The following is a 16,633-nucleotide window of genomic DNA, read 5'->3' as shown; positions in this document are numbered from 1 at the left end:
GTCCGGCCCCAGACGGCGTGGTCAGTCGAGGTCGTCGCAGATCTGGCGGGCCTTGTCGAGGTTCTTCTTCACCCGGCTGTCGTTGAAGTCGTAGGTCACGGCATGCGCGTTACGAGCGAGGAGCACGGCCTCCGAGAGCGGCTTGTACTGGGCGTCGCCCGCGGCCGCCGAAGCGGAGAGCACGACGGCGGCGCCGAAGCGGTTCAACGCGATCTCGCCCTTCGCGCCCTTCGCGGTGTAGTCCGACGGCTCGAATCCGCTCAGCGCACGGCACGCGTCCCGCGCGTCACCCGCCGCGTCGTTGGCGGACGAGCCGTCGCCGCTGACCGCCCAGGCCACACCGACGCCCGCGCCGCCGATCAGGATGCCCCCGATCAGCGCCGCGGCCAGAGTCCGGGAGGCCTTGCGCGGCGCCGGGGTGGCCGGGGAGTCCGGGGCGTCGGTCGGCGGTATGTGCGCGGGAGAAGGCTGCTGTGACGACATGCGCATCAAGATAGCTGCTCAGCGGCACATTGCCGGGGCGGGATGCCCCCAGGCCTCCCGCCCGCCGTCAGTCGATCCAGCGGTAGCGGCGCTCCGGGCGGCCCGTCCCGCCGTAGCGCAGGGTGACCTCCACGCGCCCCGTCTCGGCGAAGTACTCGAGGTAACGGCGGGCGCTCACCCGGGAGAAGGCGCCCGCCTCCGCGCACTCCGCCGCCGAAAGCCCCTCGGCGTGCCCGCGCAGCGTGCGCTCGACGAGGCTCGCGGTGTGGGCGGCCAGGCCCTTCGGGAGCTGCTCGCGGGAGCGGGCGCCGCGCGGGCGGGTGCCGAAGATCTGGTCCACGTCCTCCTGGCTGGCCTCGCCGAGCGTGTCGAGGCGGGCCCGCAGCGCGGCGGCGTGTCTCAGCTGCTCCTGGAGCGCGGCGCGGTCGAACGGCTTGATGAGGTAGTGCAGCGCGCCCGCGCGCAGCGCCTCGCGCACGGCGTGCGGATCCTTGGCCGCGGTGATGAACAGCGCGTCCACCTGCCGGTGTTCCTCCCGCTCCCGCATCCGGCGCAGCACACTGATGCCGTCCATATCCGGCAGATAGACGTCCAGCAGGACCAGGTCGGGGCGGAGCGCGTCGGCGGCGCGCAGCGCCTCGGCGCCCGTGTGGGCCACCCCGGCGACCGTGAAGCCGTCCAGGGACGCGACATAGCGGCTGTGCAGCTTGGCCACCATGAAGTCGTCGTCGACCACCAGCACTCTCGTCATCGGACGTGCCTTCCCCGTTGCCTTCCCCGTGTACGCAACGACCACAAGGTCTCTTAATACCGAAAGAGAGACAGCGCGTTAACCCACAGGCAACATGTGGCGCGCCTCACACAGACACCCACGAAGAAAGAAAGGCGGTGTCACCGTGCTCTCAAGTCCGCGTCTGCGTACCCCGCTCGCCCTGCTCTCTGCGGCTCTGATCGTGCTCCTCGGGCCCCCGTTGCTCAGTACCGGCAGCGGCTCCGCCACCGGCACCCACATCCCCGGCCTGCGCCTGATGGTGCCCAACACCCCCGGCGGCGGCTATGACATCACGGCCCGTACGGCGGCCAAGAGCGCCGAGGACGCCGATCTGAGCCGCAACATCGAAGTGTTCAACCTGCCCGGCGCGGGCGGCACCGTCGGGCTGAGCCGCCTGGTGTCCGAGCGCGGCAACGGCAAGCTCGCGATGTCCATGGGCCTGGGGGTGGTGGGCGCGGTGCACACCAACCACGCGCCGTCCACCCTCGCCGATACGACGCCCATCGCGCGGCTCACCGAGGAGCCGGACATCGTGGTCGTGGCCAAGGGGTCCAAGTACCGCGACTTCGGCCAGCTGGTGGCGGACTGGCGCGAGAAGCCCGGCTCACTCCCGGTCGGCGGCGGCTCCTCGCCCGGCGGGCCGGACCACCTGGCCCCCATGCTGATGGCCAAGGCCGCCGGGATCGCCCCGAAGAAGGTCAACTACATCCCGTACGACGGCGGTGGCGAGCTGCTGGCCTCCGTGCTCGGCGGCAAGGTCGCCTTCGGCGTCTCCGGCGTCGGCGAGTACCTCGACCAGATCGAGGCGGGCGAGCTGCGGGTGCTGGCGGTGACCAGCGACAAGCGCCTGCCGGGCCTGGACGCGCCGACGCTCAAGGAGGCCGGCCTGGACGTCACGTTCACCAACTGGCGCGGCATCGTCGCCCCGCCCGACCTGACCGACGCCGAGCGCGACAAGCTGATCGAACTGATCACGAAGATGCACGCCTCGAAGGAGTGGAAGGAGGCGGTGCGGCGCAACCGCTGGACCGACGCCTTCATGCCGGGCGACGAGTTCGGGCGCTTCCTGACCGCCCAGGACAAGCGCGTGGACACGGTGCTGAAGGAGCTGGGACTGTGACCGACAGCCACGCCGACACCAACACCAACACTGACACTGACAGCAACACAGCCACCAACACAGCTACCAACACAGACCCCGGCACCGGGCTCAGAGCCTTCCTGCGCGGCCGCTCCGAACTCGGCGTCTGCGCCCTGCTGCTGGCCATCGGCGTCCTCGTGCTCACCGACGCGCTCACCATGGACACCGACTTCGCCCAGCGCGGCCCCGTCGGCCCCAAGACCGTACCGATCGTCGTCGGCGTCGCCCTGCTGGTCGTCGCCGTCCTGCTGGCCGTCGACGTGCTGCGCGGCGGCAAGGGCGAGTCCGAGGGCGGCGAGGACATCGACCTGAGCGCGCCCGGCGACTGGCGCACCGTGCTCCTGCTGGCCGGGGTCTTCCTCGCCAACGCCTTCCTCATAGAGCCGCTCGGCTTCCCCATCTCCGGCGCCCTGCTCTTCTGGGGCTCGGCCTACGCCCTCGGCAGCCGCGCCTTCCACCGCGATCCGCTGATCGCGGCCGTGCTCTCCACCGCCACCTTCTTCGTCTTCGACCGGCTGCTCGCGGTCCCGCTGCCCGGCGGCCCGCTGATGGAGGTGCTGTAACGCGATGGACTCCCTGTCCTCCCTCATCGACGGCTTCGGCACCGCCCTGAGCCCGGTCAACCTGCTGTGGGCGGCGATCGGCGTGCTGCTCGGCACCGCCATCGGAGTGCTCCCCGGCATCGGCCCGGCCATGGCGGTCGCGCTGCTGCTCCCCGTCACCTACGGCCTGGACCCCACCGCCGCGTTCATCATGTTCGCGGGCATCTACTACGGCGGCATGTTCGGCGGTTCCACCACCTCCATCCTGCTCAACACCCCCGGTGAGACCGCCGCCGTCGTCGCCGCCATGGAAGGCCATCCCATGGCCCGCTCCGGGCGCGGCGCCCAGGCCCTGGCGGCGGCCGCGATCGGACACTTCGCGGGCGGCATGATCGGCACCTGTCTGCTGGTCTTCCTCGCCCCGACCGTCGCCGAACTCGCCGTCGACATCGGCGCCCCCGACTACTTCGCCATCATGGTGCTGGCCTTCATCGCCGTGACCTCCGTGCTCGGCAGCTCCCGCATCCGCGGTTTCGCGTCCCTCCTCATCGGGCTCACCATCGGCCTGGTGGGTCTGGACCAGATGACCGGCCAGCAGCGGCTCACCTTCGGCTCGCTCGACCTCGCCGACGGCATCGACGTCGTCATCGTCGCGGTCGGCCTCTTCGCCATCGGTGAGGCGCTGTGGGTGGCCATGCATCTGCGCCGCCGCCCCGACGAGCCCATCCCGGTCGGCCGCCCCTGGCTCGGCAAGGCCGAGCTGCGCCGCACCTGGAAGCCCTGGCTGCGCGGCCCGGCGATCGGCTTCCCGTTCGGCGCGATCCCGGCGGGCGGCGCGGAGATCCCCACCTTCCTGTCGTACGTGACCGAGAAGCGGCTCTCCAAGCACCGCGACGAGTTCGGCAAGGGCGCGATCGAGGGCGTCGCCGGGCCCGAGTCGGCCGCCTCCGCGTCCGCCGCGGGCACGCTCGTCTCGATGCTCACCCTCGGCCTGCCCACCACCGCGGTCGCCGCGGTGATGCTGGCCGCCTTCCAGCAGTACGGCATCCAGCCCGGCCCGCTGCTCTTCGAGCGCGAACCCGACCTGGTGTGGGGCCTGATCGCCTCGCTGTTCATCGCCATGGTGATGCTGCTGGTGCTCAACCTCCCGCTGGCGCCCGTATGGGCCAAGCTGCTGCGCGTCCCGAGGCCGTATCTGTACGCGGGCATCCTCTTCTTCGCGGCGGTCGGCGCGTACGCGGTGGGCGGCGAGCCGCTGGACCTGGTGATCCTGTTGATCATCGGTCTGCTGGGGCTGCTGATGCGGCGCTACGGCCTGCCGGTGCTGCCCGCGGTGATCGGCGTCATCCTCGGGCCCGCGGCCGAGCAGCAGCTTCGGCGAGCCCTCCAGATCAGCGACGGGAGCATGTCGGGGCTGGTCAACACGCCCTTCTCGGTGACCGTGTACGTGGTCATCGCGCTGATCCTGTGCTGGCCGTTGGCGAAGGGGCTGGTGCTGCGCGGGCGCGCGAAGACGAAGGCGTCCTGACGCTCTGACGTCCTGAGGCCGGGGCGTTGTCAGTGGTCGATGGCACGCTCGGGGTATGAGCTCTGAAAGCCGGATTCCCGAGCAGCCGACCGTCGCCTACTGGGACGCCCTCGCGGCCGACTTCGACGACGAGCCGGACCACGGCCTGCGCGACCCGGTCACCCGGGCCGCGTGGGCCGCCCGGCTGCGCGCCTGGCTGCCCGGCCGCCCCTGCGAGGTGCTCGACCTCGGGTGCGGCACGGGCAGCCTCGCTTTGCTCGCGGCCGAGCAGGGCCACCAGGTCACCGGCGTCGACATGGCCCCGCGCATGGCGGAGCTCGCGCGGGCCAAGCTCGCGGGCACGGGCGCCACGGTCCTCGTCGGGGACGCGGCCGAGCCGCCGGTGGGGGAGCGGAGGTTCGACGTCGTCCTGGCGCGCCATCTGCTGTGGGCGCTGCCCGGCCCGGAGCGGGTGCTGCGCCGCTGGACCGGGCTGCTGCGCCCGGGCGGGCGGCTGGTGCTGATCGAGGGGCGCTGGGGCGAGTCGGACCCGGTGGGCCTGCCCGCCGCGGAACTCGCGCGGCTGGCCGAGCCGCTGACGACCCGTACGCGCGTCGAGCAGCTTGCCGCCGACAGCTCCCTATGGGGCCGCCCGGTGTCCGACGAGCGCTATGTCCTCATCGCGGAATGACCCGGAGCGGCCGGCGGACGGTGACGCCCGCGGCGGCCATACTAGGGGCTCCGCCACAGCCCCCAGGGGTTCCAGGGGCGGAGCCCCTGCCACGCGGCGGAGCCGCATATCGACAGGGGCCGGGAAGGGGCGGGGTGGGGCAAACAACCCCTACGCGGCGAGCTCCCGCACGTACCGCCACTCCGTCTGCGCCGGCTCGTACCCGAACCACTTGTTGATCGCGAGCATCGGCTGGTTCTCTCCGTCGTTGCCGGTGAACGCCACCGCGCAGCCCGCCGCGCGGGCGCGGTGCAGCGAGTCGTTCTTGGCGAGCTTGGCCAGGCCCCGGCCGCGGAAGGCGCGCAGCGTGCCCGTCATACCCGACCAGTAGCGGCCGCGCCGGTCGGTGTGGGCCACGCTGTACGCGGCGACGGCGCCGTCGACGACGGCCACCGAGGTCAGCTCGCGGTCCAGGGCCGGGTGTTCCCAGGCGAGGGCCAGCCACTCGGCGTACGGCGGGCGGGCGAACGCGACGTCATCCGGCTCGTCCTCGGAGCACTCCGCGTCCGCCTCGTACAGCGGCAGGGGGCCGTCCGCGAAGTCGGCCGCGGTGCGCAGCTCGACGCCGCCCGGGAGGTCCAGCGGGGGCAGCGGGGCCGTGGCCAGGTCCAGCCGCTGGACGCGGGAGCTGCGGCCGCGCCGGTAGCCGCGCCGCTCGGCGAAGGCCACGGAGTGCGGCTCGTCCAGCGTCCAGGAGAGCACCTGGGCGACCCCCAGCCCCGCCAGGTGCTCCTCGGCGGCCGACACCAGCGCGGACCCGGCCCCCGCGCCCTGCGCGTCGGGGCGCACCATGGTGTTGGCGAACGCCTGCCCCGGCTGATCGCTGTCGCGGAACACACCGGTCTCACAGGCGCCGACGACCTGCCCGTCGGCCTCCGCGACCAGCAGCCGGTAATGCCGCCCGGGCGGCGCGCTCGCGGCCTCCCAGGCCACCGTCTCCGGCGTCGTCACGAGATACGGGAAGGCGGAGCGCCGCGCCTCGGCGACGGCCTCGGCGTCCGCGGCACGGAAATCGCGCACGATCAGCGTCATGGTGCCGCAGAGTACGGCCCCGCCGCCCCGCGCCGCCTCCCCATTTCCGGGCGTCCGGAAAGAGGATTCGCGTCGGGCTGCGCCCGGCCCGGCCGACCGTGGCACACAATAGGTGCGACAAACCCGCCCGCACGCCCTGGAGCCCAGCCCGTGGCCTTGAAGATCACCGTCGACCCGGATTCGGCGACGGCCCCGTTCGAACAGATCCGCGCCCAGATCGCCGACCAAGTCCGCTCGGGGGCCCTCCCGGTCGGCTACAAGCTGCCCACCGTACGCGGCTTCGCCGAGGAGCTGGGGCTCGCGGCGAACACCGTCGCCAAGGCCTACCGGGCGCTGGAGTCCGACGGGGTGATCGAGACCCGCGGCCGCCACGGCAGCTTCGTCGCCGCCGCGGGCGACGCGGCCGCACGGGAAGCGGCGAGCGCGGCGGCGGCCTACGCCCAGCGGGTGCGGCGGCTCGGCCTGGACCGGGCGGCCGCGGAGACCGCCGTGGACGAGGCGCTGCGGGCGGTGTACGCCGCGGACGCGTGACGGCGTGCGCCTGGCGGACAGCCAAAGCCTCGAACCGCCGGGCGTGTGCCGCACCATGGAGGCCGGAGGCCCGCAGCCGACCAGGACCAGGACCAGGATGGAGTCCCCATGCCCAGCGCCAAAGCCATCGTCCGGCGGCCCAGCCCCCGCCTCGCCGAAGGGCTCGTCACCCACATCGACCGCACGCCGGTCGACGCCGCGCTGGCGCTGCGGCAGTGGGAGGTCTACGTCGTCGCGCTGCGCGCGCACGGCTGGGAGCCGGTGGAGGTGCCGCCGGCGGACGACTGCCCGGACGGCGTCTTCGTCGAGGACACCGTGGTCGTCCACAAGAACGTCGCGTTGATCGCCCGCCCCGGAGCCGCCTCCCGCCGCGCCGAGACCGCCACCGTGGAGGAGGCGGTGACCGCGCTCGGGTGTTCGGTGAACCGGATCCGGGAGCCGGGCACCCTGGACGGCGGGGACGTCCTCAAGATCGGCGACACCCTGTACGTGGGCCGCGGCGGCCGCACCGACGCCGGCGGCGTACGGCAGCTGCGCGCCGTCTTCGAGCCGCTGGGCGCCCGGGTGGTGGCCGTCCCGGTGAGCAAGGTGCTCCATCTCAAGTCTGCGGTCACCGCTCTCCCCGACGGCACGGTCATCGGCTATCCGCCGCTGGTCGACGACCTACGGGCGTTCCCGCGCTTTCTCTCCGTCCCCGAGGAGTCCGGCGCGCATGTCGTGCTGCTCGGCGGCGGCAAGCTGCTGATGGCGGCCAGCGCGCCGAAGAGCGCCGAGCTGTTCGCGGACCTCGGGTACGAGCCGGTGCCCGTGGACATCAGCGAGTTCGAGAAGATGGAGGGCTGTGTGACCTGTCTGTCGGTGCGCCTGCGGGACCTGTACACCTGAGACCTCGAGCCGACCCCGCCCTACAGATACAGCCCCGCGTCCGTGTCCGCCGGCTGCGCGGGCACCGACGTCGGCCGGGTGCCCCGGCGCAGCGCGAACAGCTCGGCCAGCGTCGCCCCGTCCCGCGCGACCGCGTCCTCCCGGCCGCAGGACTCCCTGCCCAGCCAGTCGACGGCCTCCCTGCGGGTGAGCCGCCCCACCTCGATCCTGGCCAGACAGCGGCCGGGGCGGACCACCGCGGGGTGCAGCCGCTCCAGGTCCTCGTTGGTGGTGACCCCGACCAGTACGTTCCGCCCCTGGCCGAGCAGCCCGTCCGTCAGGTTCAGCAGCCGGGACAGGGCCTGACCGGCCGTGTGCTTGGCCTCGCCGCGGATCAGTTCGTCGCAGTCCTCCAGCAGCAGAAGCCGCCATCGGCCCTTGGCCGAGCCGTCGTCCTCGCCGATCGCGATGTCCATCAGATAGCCGACGTCCGAGAACAGCCGCTCCGGGTCGAGCACGCAGTCCACCTGGCACCAGTCCCGCCACGAGCGGGCCAGCGTGCGCAGCGCGGAGGTCTTGCCGGTGCCGGGCGGGCCGTGCAGCAGCAGGAGCCGGCCCGCGATGTCGTCCGGGGTGATCTTCATCAGCCCGTCCATGGCCTCGGCGACCGGGGCGGTGTAGTTGCCCCGGATCTCCTCCCATGTCCCGGCGGAGATCTGCCGCGTGGTGCGGTGCGGGCCGCGCCGCGGGGAGACGTACCAGAAGCCCATCGTCACGTTCTCCGGCTGGGGCTCCGGCTCGTCCTCCGCGCCGTCGACCGACTGCCGCAGCACCTTCTCCGCGAGGTCGTCGGAGACGGCCGTCACGGTCACGTCCGCGCCCCGGCTCCACCGGGACACCAGCAGTGTCCAGCCGTCGCCCTCGGCGAGGGTCGCGCTGCGGTCGTCGTCCCGGGCGGCGCGCAGCACCTTCGCGGCGGGCGGCAGCAGCGTCAGGCCGGACTTGACCCGGTCGACGGAGTGGCTGCGGGCGTACGGCTGCTCGCCGGTGGCGAACCGCCCGAGGAAGAGCGCGTCCACGATGTCGGACGGGGAGTCGTTGTCGTCGACGGTCAGCCGGACCGGGAGCGACTGCTCCGGGGGTGTGGTGGGCAGGGCCTGCCTCCTGGAAGAGCGGGACGGTGCGTCGGTCCGCGCACACCCGAGCCATGATTCAGCACCGGCGGCCGTCGCGCACCCGGGTTTACGGTCGTTTACCGAGCTGTTCTCGAAGAAGCCCGCCGAATGGGGGCGTTCGTGGATACTCTTACCCGATATGGGGCGTCGTATTGCGGGACGTCATACAGGGGGACGGATGGTGTTATCGCGCGGCGGGCGGTGGCGGCTCACCGCACTGCTCGGCATCGGCGTGGCGGCCCTGGCCCTGCTGCTGACCACCTGCGCGGGCCTGCCCGGCGAGGGCTCCGGGCGGCGGGGCGCGGCCGAGACGCGCGAGCGGGCGGCCACGGCGGCGCCCGGCTGGGGCTTCACCCACACCCAGTACAGCGCCGACCACGGCACCGAGCAGGGCAGACGGGCCGCGGAGGAGACGCTCTCGGCGCGTCCGCTGACGCAGAACCAGCACATCATGGGCTGGGGCGCGAGCAACCCCGAGCCCTCGCCCGGCCGTTACGACTTCGCCGACCTCGACCGCCGCGTCGCCCTCATGCGCAGGACCGGCGCCACGCCCGTGCTCACCCTGTGCTGCGCCCCCGACTGGATGAAGGGCGGCCGACCGGGGGACACCGACTGGTCGCAGCAGGCCCTGGAGACCGCGCCCACCCCCGAGCACTACGCGGACTTCGCGAAGCTCGCGGGCAAGGTCGCCCAGCGCTATCCGGACGTGCGCCGCTTCATCGTCTGGAACGAGCTCAAGGGCTTCTACGACGAGGACAAGAAGCGCTGGAACTACGAGGGCTACACCAAGCTCTACAACCTGGTCTTCGCGGAGCTGAAGAGGCAGAACGAGCACAATCTGGTCGGCGGGCCGTACGTGGTCGCGGACAGCGACCCGCCGGGCGGAGCGGGTGGCACCGCGGAGGTCGGCGGGGACTGGGGCTCGCTCGACCAGCGGTCCGCGGATGTGATCACGTACTGGAACGAGCACAAGGCGGGCGCGGACTTCGTCGTGGTCGACGGCTCCAGCTACACCCGCGAGGGCGACCAACTGCTGCCGGACGAGTTCGGCGCCACCGCCAAGTTCACGGACGTGACGCGCTGGGTGCGCGAGACGACGCGGCTGCCGGTGTGGTGGGCCGAGTGGTACGTCGAGCCGCCCGACGCGAACGACGACCGCGACGGCTGGAGCGAGCCGCACCGCCTCGCCGTACAGGCCACGGCCATGACCCGGCTGGCCCAGGGCGGTGCGGCCGCGGCGCTCTACTGGAACCCGCAGGAGACCGGCGCCACCTGCCCCGGCTGCCTGTGGCGCAGCACCGAGCTGGCGGACGGCGGCGGCGCGCTGCCGATGATGAAACTGCTCGGGCGCTTCGCCCGCGAGTTCCCGCCCGGCACCCGCTTCCGGTCCGTGGACATCGCCGCCGACGACCGGCCGAATGTGGTCGTCCTCGCCGACGACGACGCGCTGCTGGTCGTGAACACCCTGAAGCGGCCGATCCGGGCGAGGATCGACGGGCGGTCGTTCGACATGGACGGGTACGACGTGCGCTGGTTCAAGCGCTGAGACCAGCGCGGCTGTGGTTACGGAGCACTTCCCGGGCCATTCACCGCAGGGCCATGCCGCCCGCCCATGCTGAGGCCGTTCGACGCGGGCGACCACGTGACCGCACATCCGTGCCTGCCTCGCGATGACACGAGCGAGAGAGATCAACGCAATGCAGCGACGTTCCTTTGCCTCCGCTGTCTCCGCGGCCGCGGCCGCGCCGTTCCTGATGGGGGCGGCGCCGAGCGGCGGCGACACCCCGGCGAGCGCGGCGGCCGACAAGCGCCTCAAGCGGGACATGGTGGCCTCCCTGGAAGCAGAGCTCCAGGACCGGGACACGGCGCGGGCCGTGGCCGCCTGGATCTACGACATCGGCTTCGACTGGACCCCCGCCACCGCGCCGATCGGCGCGTTCGACTTCCTCATCGCCTACGCCTTCGGCAACCGGCCGCCCGCGAACGGCGGGGACCCGACGAAGGTGCTCGCCGAGCCCGGCCCGATGAACGAACTGCTCGCCGACACGGTGGCCCAGGTCAGGGCCAAGCGCACGCTGCCGGTGTACGCGCAGTGGGAGATCGCGCACTTCCTGACGGAGAAGTACAACATGTCGCAGGTCATCGCCATCAACCCGGTGATCGCCGCCGATGGCACGATCACCTATCTGAGCACGGACGGCGTCGCGGCGCAGATCGCGGAGAAGCGGAAGTCCACCCCGGGCGGCGTGGGGACGGCGGGCGTCGTCGGATGGCGCGACCACATCAAGCGCTGTGTGCTGACGACCGAAGGCCGCGGCATGAAGGCGTTCGCGCCGGAGGGCTTCACCATGCCGGACACCTACGACCCCGAGTCGGGGCAGCCGTGGACCCGGCGCCGCGATCTGTACCTGGTGCACGACATGAACGCGCAGTGGCAGATGAAGCGGACGGAGCTGGTCGCCCGGATGTATCCGAACGGCTGACTCGGCAGCCGCGGCGCCGGCCGGGGCGGCCAAGACGGCTAGGACATCGTCCAGAAGCGCTGCCCGAGCGACGCCAGCAGCACGGCGAGCAGCGGCAGCGAGAACCAGAACGAGCCCTGGAGCCACCGCAGCCGCCGCACACTCGGCCGGACCGCGACCCGCACCACCTCGCGCGCCGTCAGCAGGGCGATCAGCGCGGCGGCCGAGAGCGCGCCGAGCACGGACCACGGGGTCCAGGTGATGAGCGGTCCGGCTGGGCCCGGTGCGGGGCGCGGGACCGGGCCCGGCGGCCGGCGCTTCAGCTCGTACAGCACCGCGTCGTCGTTCGACACCACCCGGCGCAGTTCGGGCCGCAGGTTCAGGGAGCGCAGCAGGCGCCGCTCCCAGGTGGCCGAGTAGCCCGAGTCCAGCCGCAGATAGACGGACTGGCCCCGGCCCACCATGAGGTACGAGTTCGGCCCCGCCTCGCGCAACCCCTCGACCAGGCCGTCGACGAGGACGGGGTCGCGCGGCGCGAGCGTCGGCTGGTAGCCGACCCGCTCCATGTCGCGGTACCCCCACGGCATGGCCGGGGTGACGTTGTTGACGGTGTCGTCGCTCAGCCACAGCACCCGCGCGGTCGGCCGGTCGTGGCCGTAGACGTACTCCATCGCCGCGACCTCGCCCGGCCGCACCCGCTCGAAGGGCTCATTGCCCCAGCGGGCCACCAGGAAGCCGAACATCAGCACGAGCCCCGCCATCAGGGCGGCGACCGGGCCCAGGCCCCGGCGGGCCGACACGACGCGCGGGAACAGCGACAGCGCCCCGAGCGCGCACGCGCCCGGCAGCGCGAACATGAACACGCGCAGCGCCATCTCGCCGCCGTACGACTGCATGCCAAAGCCGAGGAACGGCACGAAGGTCAGCACCGGCAGCGACCGCTCCGCGAACCCGGCCGAGCGCCGCCGCAGCACCCCCCAGCAGGCGAAGGCCAGCACCCCGCCGGCCAGCGCCACCCGGGTGTAGAGCACCAGCTTGTGCACGCTGCTGCCGCCCTCGATACGGCCCGAGACGGACGAGGACACATTGCCGCCCACCCCGCCGACCCCGCCGAACAGCTCGTCGAAGTGGCCCGACCAGTACGGCTCGGCCAGGAACCCGACCCACACCGCGACCATCACCCCGCCCAGCAGCGGCAGCCCGTAGAGATCGGAGCGCCGCACCAGCACCAGCGCCGTCACCACGCCCAGCATCATGAACGGCGTCAGCTGATGGGCCGCCACGGACGCCGTGAACAGCGCGAGCAGCAGGCCGAGCAGCGCCGTGCGCTGTCCGCGCGAGGCGTCGGCCACCTCGGCCTCGCCCGGCCACCGTCTGCCGCGCAGCACGCGCGGCTCCCGGAACCACACCAGCAGGACGGCGACGAAGACCAGGTAGAAGAGGTAGGTGAAGCCCTGTGGCGAGAAGTAGTCCTGGCCCACCCACCCGCACAGCGCGAACAGCCAGGCCGCCGTCCACTTGGCGCGCCAGGTCGCGCGCAGGGACCGCACCAGCAGCATCATCGGCGCGAGGTAGAGGAGCTGAACGGCCGTCGGCCACCAGCGCAGCACCTCCATGAAGTCCTCGACGCCACCGGCCCGCGCGAGGAACTCCACCCCCGCGAAGAACCCGGGCCAGCTCCACCGCGCGTCCAGGTCGGGTACCGCCTCGCCGGTCCGGCCGATGTAGTCCAGGAACCCGAGGTGCTGCCACGCGGTCGCGAACCGCGGCTCGCCCTCGACCACGGCGGGCACGGCGTGCAGCGACACCACCGTGGCCACCAGCGCCACCGCCAGCACCGCGCGCCGCGGCCGCGCCGGGCACAGCGCGGCGACGAACGCGACCACCAGCAGCGCCGCCCCGAGCAGCGTGGCGGGCGGCAGCACGGAGATGAGCCCGAGGCCGCCCATGCCGTCCAGATCGGCCTCGCTCATTCGGCTCACCGGCAGCCAGTACAGCGCGAGCGCCACGGCCAGCGTCAGCCACAGCGCCAGGGTCACCCCGCGCCCGCGTCCGCGCCCGCGTCCCGCCCCGTCTGGTCGTTCCGGGGCGGAAGCGGTGTGGCCCGCCGCGGGCCGCGCCCTGAGCACCCCGCGCAGCTTGACCGCGGCGATGGCCGCGATCACCGACAGGCTGGAGATCTCGGCGACCCCCGCCCCCGTCAGCCCCATGCGCGGCAGCAGCACCAGGGTCAGTCCCAGCACCAGCACACACAGCAGGCCCTGGAGATAGGCGAGCCCCGCGGTGCGGCTCTGCGCGCGCAGCACCGCGAAGTACACCTCGATGACGACCCGCAGCGCCGCCCCCACCGCGAACCACCGCAGCAGCGGCGCCGCCTCCTGCGCGTATCCGTCCCCGAACACTCCGAGGATCCGCGGGGCGAAGACGAAGAGGACGAGACAGACCGGGATCATGATGCGCGCCATCCGGCGCAGCGCCGCGCGGCAGTTCTCCGCCAGCCTGGCCGGGTCGTGCGAGCCCTCGACGGTCAGTGACGCGCCCATGTTGACGGCGAGCAGGTTCGTGGTGCCGCCGATGGTGGTGGCGACGTAGAAGTACGCGTTGTCGGCCGCGCTCACCTGCGAGGCGACGATCACCGGCACCGCGTAGACCACGGCCAGCGAGAACAGCGACCCCGTGCAGTCCCCGGCGAGGAAGCGCCCCATCTCCCGGTAGGCCGCGGGCCGTGCCGTCCCCCGCGTCGCCTCGACGTGGCGCGGTACGAGCCGCCGGAACACCAGCCAGCCCAGCGGCACCACGGACACCGCGATCGAGGCGACCCAGGACACGAACACCCCGGTGGTCGGGATCGCCGCGGCCAGAGCGACGAGCAGCAGCAGCTTCGCCGCCGAGAACACCGTGTTGCCCACCGGCACCCAGAGCGCGCTGCGCAGCCCGGTCAGCACCCCGTCCTGCAAGGTCAGCAGCGACCAGGCGACCACCGCCGCGATGAAGCCGAGGCCGTGGAGGGGCCCGTGCAGAAAGCGGTACGAGGGACCCCACGTATCGAGGGTGAGCAGGAAGACCCCCGCGGCTATTGCTACGACCACCGAGCTGCCCGCGTACGTACGGAACACCAGCCGCCCGGTCGTCCGCCCGGCGACCGGGACGAAGCGGGCCAGCGCCCCGGTGAGGGTCACCGCCGCGAGCCCCGCGAGGAGCTTCATCGCGGCGATGGCCGCCGAGCCCTGGCCGACCGCGTCCCCCGAGTAGTAGCGGGCCGCGGCCAGCCAGAAGCCGAGGCCGAGGACCGCCGAGATGCCGGTGTTCAGCATCAGCGCGTAGGCGTTGCGGAACAGCCGGCCGCGGTCGTCGCTGTGGCGATCGGTGGACATCTCGGCCCGGGTGGTCGTGTCGGACACGGGCTCAGCGCACCTTCCCCCATGCCTGTCGTGACAGCTGTCGTGACAGCCGGCGTGATCTGCGGATCAGGGCGTACCCCTTGGTGAGCGCCCGGTCCCGGGCGAAGTGCCGGCCGACCGCCTGCCCGGTGACCAGCCGCTCGAATTCCGCGATGCGCGTGGCGCGGCCGATCGTCACCCGCCGCAGGGCGTACGGGCCCTGACCGCGCGCGGCGAGATCGTTCCCCACCGCGAGCCCCACGCCGAACCCGGCCGCGCGCACCGTGCGGCGCACCCGGCGGCTGGAATAGCCGTACGGATAGGCGAAGGACACCGGCGGGCGGCCGAGCTCGTCGGTGAGGATCTCCCGGCAGCGCAGCACCTCGAACCACAGCCGCTCGTCGTCCAGCTGGTCGAGCTGGGGGTGGGTGTGGCTGTGCCCGCCGATCTCGAGACCGGCGGCCGCGAGGGCGTGCAGCTGGTCCCAGTCGAGCATCAGGTCGAGCGCGCGGCCCGTGTCGTACGGGCCGCGCAGCCAGCCGGTCGTGGCGAACAGCGTGGCCGGGAAGCCGTGCGAGGCCAGCGAGGGGAGGGCGTACCGGTGCACGCCCTCATAGCCGTCGTCGAACGTGATCAGCACGGGCCGCTCCGGCAGCGCCGCCCCGCCCCGCCAGGCTGCGGCCAGCCGCTCACAGGTGACCGGCGTGAACCCGCGCGCGCCGAGCAGATCCATCTGCGCGGCGAACGCGGGCGGCGAGACGGACAGCGCGCGTGTCGCGCGCGCGGGTGCGTATGCCACGGCGTGGTACATCAGTATCGGCACCCGCCCACTCATGCCCGGCCTCCCGCGCGGGCGCGGGTCGCGCGCGGGTGTGCCGGTGCGGTCACGTGGACCGTGCGGCGCTGCGCGAGGGCGTCGGATCTGCCGGTCATGCCGCCCCCTCGGGTGTCCGGGTGGGCGGCCCTCCGGCCGTCTTCTCCCGCGGCGGCTCCGGCGGCCGCGCCGCCTCGGGGAGCGCCGCCACCGCACACCGCGCGCCGCCGGTTCCGCGGGCGCGGGAGGTACCCACGGCGTAGCCGCTCGCCGCGGCCGCGACGCCGGCCACGATCGCGCCGGCCCGGCCCGCGCCGCCCGGCCGGCCGAGGAGGGCGTCGCGCAGGCCGCGCGCGATGCCGGCCGGCAGCACGCGGGCGGCGTAGCGGCGCTCGGCGGACAGGCCCGCCTGGGCGCCCACGCTGCGGGCGACGAGGGCCTTGGAGAGGCCCTCGGCGTAGGCGCGGGCGCGGAAGTAGGCGAACCGCTCGCGGGCGGGCGGCACCTTGTGGTGGATGACGGCCCGGTCGTCGATGAGCAGCACCGCGTCGGGCCGGGCGCGGCTCAGCCGGATGCACAGCTCGGTCTCCTCGCAGCCCAGCGGCCGCCTGTCGCCGTCCCGCCCGATGCCGGTCGCGAAGCCGCCGGTCACCTCGAAGGCCTCGCGGCGGAAGGACGCGTTGCCGCCGAGGACATTGCGCACCCGGACCCGGCCGGGCGGGAGCCCCCGGTACGTACAGCCGACGACCCAGTCGAACTCCTCGGGGAACCAGGGCGGGCGGCGGCGGGAGGCCCACACCGGGACGGTCCGCCCGCCGACCGCGAGCACCCGTGGGTCGGCGTACGCGGCGGCGAAGTGGTGCAGCCAGTCGCGCTCGGCGACCGCGTCGTCGTCGAGAAACGCGATGACCTCGCCGGTGGAGGCCGCGACGCCGGTGTTGCGGCCCGCGGACAGGCCACGGGGGCCCGCGTTGGCGAGCACCCGCACGTCCTCCCGGCCCGCCGCACCCGGGCCGTCGCCGTAATGGGCGGTCAGGCGGCGCAGCAGGGCCGGGTTGTGGTCGACCACGAGAAGCGTCTCGTGGGCGGGCAGCGACTGGCCGCGCACCGAGTCCACCGCCGCGAGGATGTCGTCCCAGCGGTCCTCGGTGTATGCGCAGATCACCACGGACATCCGGGGCCGCGGCAGCGGCGAGGGGC

Annotated in this window: 15 protein-coding genes; 8 read left to right on the top strand and 7 right to left on the bottom strand. The window is 73.3% G+C overall.

Annotation, left to right across the window (positions count from 1 at the left end; translation table 11 throughout):
- Positions 1–21: 21 nt before the first annotated feature.
- Positions 22–483, bottom strand: coding sequence for a hypothetical protein (locus ACZ4WQ_RS15630; RefSeq protein WP_398376753.1), 462 nt, complete (start codon positions 481–483; stop codon positions 22–24).
- A 67-nt stretch (positions 484–550) separates the two neighbouring features.
- Positions 551–1,234 (bottom strand): response regulator, encoded by a 684-nt coding sequence (locus ACZ4WQ_RS15625; RefSeq protein ID WP_352134030.1) that lies wholly within the window; start codon positions 1,232–1,234, stop codon positions 551–553.
- 145 nt (positions 1,235–1,379) lie between these two features.
- Here ACZ4WQ_RS15625 and ACZ4WQ_RS15620 point away from each other — a divergent pair, with 145 nt between their 5' ends.
- The 4 genes from ACZ4WQ_RS15620 (at position 1,380) to ACZ4WQ_RS15605 (ending at position 5,136) form a co-directional block, all read left to right on the top strand.
- Positions 1,380–2,375 (top strand): Bug family tripartite tricarboxylate transporter substrate binding protein, encoded by a 996-nt coding sequence (locus ACZ4WQ_RS15620; protein WP_311725162.1) that lies wholly within the window; start codon positions 1,380–1,382, stop codon positions 2,373–2,375.
- A gap of 101 nt (positions 2,376–2,476) precedes the next feature.
- On the top strand, positions 2,477–2,959 hold the full coding sequence (locus tag ACZ4WQ_RS15615; RefSeq protein WP_358846393.1) for a tripartite tricarboxylate transporter TctB family protein: 483 nt from the start codon (positions 2,477–2,479) through the stop codon (positions 2,957–2,959).
- A gap of 4 nt (positions 2,960–2,963) precedes the next feature.
- A complete protein-coding gene (locus ACZ4WQ_RS15610; RefSeq protein ID WP_398376754.1) occupies positions 2,964–4,466 on the top strand; it encodes a tripartite tricarboxylate transporter permease in 1,503 nt (500 codons plus the stop codon).
- Positions 4,467–4,521: 55 nt separating this feature from the next.
- The gene (locus ACZ4WQ_RS15605; RefSeq protein WP_311725164.1) at positions 4,522–5,136 is read left to right on the top strand and encodes a class I SAM-dependent methyltransferase; all 615 of its coding nucleotides are present in this window, start codon (positions 4,522–4,524) and stop codon (positions 5,134–5,136) included.
- 150 nt (positions 5,137–5,286) lie between these two features.
- Here ACZ4WQ_RS15605 and ACZ4WQ_RS15600 read toward each other — a convergent pair whose 3' ends face one another.
- Positions 5,287–6,207 carry a GNAT family N-acetyltransferase gene (locus tag ACZ4WQ_RS15600; protein WP_398376756.1) on the bottom strand — a complete coding sequence of 307 codons (921 nt, stop codon included), beginning with the start codon at positions 6,205–6,207 and terminating at the stop codon, positions 5,287–5,289.
- A gap of 150 nt (positions 6,208–6,357) precedes the next feature.
- Here ACZ4WQ_RS15600 and ACZ4WQ_RS15595 point away from each other — a divergent pair, with 150 nt between their 5' ends.
- A complete protein-coding gene (locus tag ACZ4WQ_RS15595; protein ID WP_311725167.1) occupies positions 6,358–6,738 on the top strand; it encodes a GntR family transcriptional regulator in 381 nt (126 codons plus the stop codon).
- 108 nt (positions 6,739–6,846) lie between these two features.
- A complete protein-coding gene (gene ddaH, locus ACZ4WQ_RS15590; RefSeq protein ID WP_311725168.1) occupies positions 6,847–7,623 on the top strand; it encodes a dimethylargininase in 777 nt (258 codons plus the stop codon).
- A gap of 20 nt (positions 7,624–7,643) precedes the next feature.
- On the opposite strand, the gene ACZ4WQ_RS15585 is transcribed toward ddaH, so the two are convergent.
- Positions 7,644–8,756, bottom strand: a complete 1,113-nt coding sequence (locus ACZ4WQ_RS15585; protein WP_352134096.1) for a DUF5925 domain-containing protein — start codon at positions 8,754–8,756, stop codon at positions 7,644–7,646.
- A gap of 199 nt (positions 8,757–8,955) precedes the next feature.
- On the opposite strand from ACZ4WQ_RS15585, the gene ACZ4WQ_RS15580 reads away from it, so the two are divergent.
- Positions 8,956–10,323, top strand: a complete 1,368-nt coding sequence (locus ACZ4WQ_RS15580; RefSeq protein ID WP_398376758.1) for a xylan 1,4-beta-xylosidase — start codon at positions 8,956–8,958, stop codon at positions 10,321–10,323.
- A gap of 151 nt (positions 10,324–10,474) precedes the next feature.
- On the top strand, positions 10,475–11,260 hold the full coding sequence (locus ACZ4WQ_RS15575) for a hypothetical protein (protein ID WP_311725170.1): 786 nt from the start codon (positions 10,475–10,477) through the stop codon (positions 11,258–11,260).
- Between the two features lie 38 nt (positions 11,261–11,298).
- On the opposite strand, the gene ACZ4WQ_RS15570 is transcribed toward ACZ4WQ_RS15575, so the two are convergent.
- From ACZ4WQ_RS15570 to ACZ4WQ_RS15560, 3 genes are all read right to left on the bottom strand, one after another.
- Positions 11,299–14,640 (bottom strand): lipopolysaccharide biosynthesis protein, encoded by a 3,342-nt coding sequence (locus ACZ4WQ_RS15570; RefSeq protein WP_468022228.1) that lies wholly within the window; start codon positions 14,638–14,640, stop codon positions 11,299–11,301.
- Between the two features lie 4 nt (positions 14,641–14,644).
- Positions 14,645–15,442 carry a polysaccharide deacetylase family protein gene (locus ACZ4WQ_RS15565; RefSeq protein WP_398376760.1) on the bottom strand — a complete coding sequence of 266 codons (798 nt, stop codon included), beginning with the start codon at positions 15,440–15,442 and terminating at the stop codon, positions 14,645–14,647.
- Between the two features lie 106 nt (positions 15,443–15,548).
- A complete protein-coding gene (locus ACZ4WQ_RS15560) occupies positions 15,549–16,607 on the bottom strand; it encodes a glycosyltransferase family 2 protein (protein WP_398376832.1) in 1,059 nt (352 codons plus the stop codon).
- Positions 16,608–16,633 lie beyond the last annotated feature (26 nt).

The sequence above is a fragment of the Streptomyces sp. NPDC028305 genome (genome assembly GCF_055569495.1).
The sequence above is the reverse complement of the archived record's forward strand: the minus strand, read 5'-3'. Positions and strand labels throughout refer to the sequence as shown.

Bases quoted from the DNA above. Each gene is read 5' to 3' on its own strand.
- ACZ4WQ_RS15630 (WP_398376753.1), bottom strand. From the start codon at position 483: ATGTCGTCACAGCAGCCTTCTCCCGCGCACATACCGCCGACCGACGCC.
- ACZ4WQ_RS15625 (WP_352134030.1), bottom strand. From the start codon at position 1,234: ATGACGAGAGTGCTGGTGGTCGACGACGACTTCATGGTGGCCAAGCTG.
- ACZ4WQ_RS15610 (WP_398376754.1), top strand. From the start codon at position 2,964: ATGGACTCCCTGTCCTCCCTCATCGACGGCTTCGGCACCGCCCTGAGC.
- ACZ4WQ_RS15605 (WP_311725164.1), top strand. From the start codon at position 4,522: ATGAGCTCTGAAAGCCGGATTCCCGAGCAGCCGACCGTCGCCTACTGG.
- ACZ4WQ_RS15600 (WP_398376756.1), bottom strand. From the start codon at position 6,207: ATGACGCTGATCGTGCGCGATTTCCGTGCCGCGGACGCCGAGGCCGTC.
- ddaH (WP_311725168.1), top strand. From the start codon at position 6,847: ATGCCCAGCGCCAAAGCCATCGTCCGGCGGCCCAGCCCCCGCCTCGCC.
- ACZ4WQ_RS15580 (WP_398376758.1), top strand. From the start codon at position 8,956: ATGGTGTTATCGCGCGGCGGGCGGTGGCGGCTCACCGCACTGCTCGGC.
- ACZ4WQ_RS15575 (WP_311725170.1), top strand. From the start codon at position 10,475: ATGCAGCGACGTTCCTTTGCCTCCGCTGTCTCCGCGGCCGCGGCCGCG.
- ACZ4WQ_RS15560 (WP_398376832.1), bottom strand. From the start codon at position 16,607: ATGTCCGTGGTGATCTGCGCATACACCGAGGACCGCTGGGACGACATC.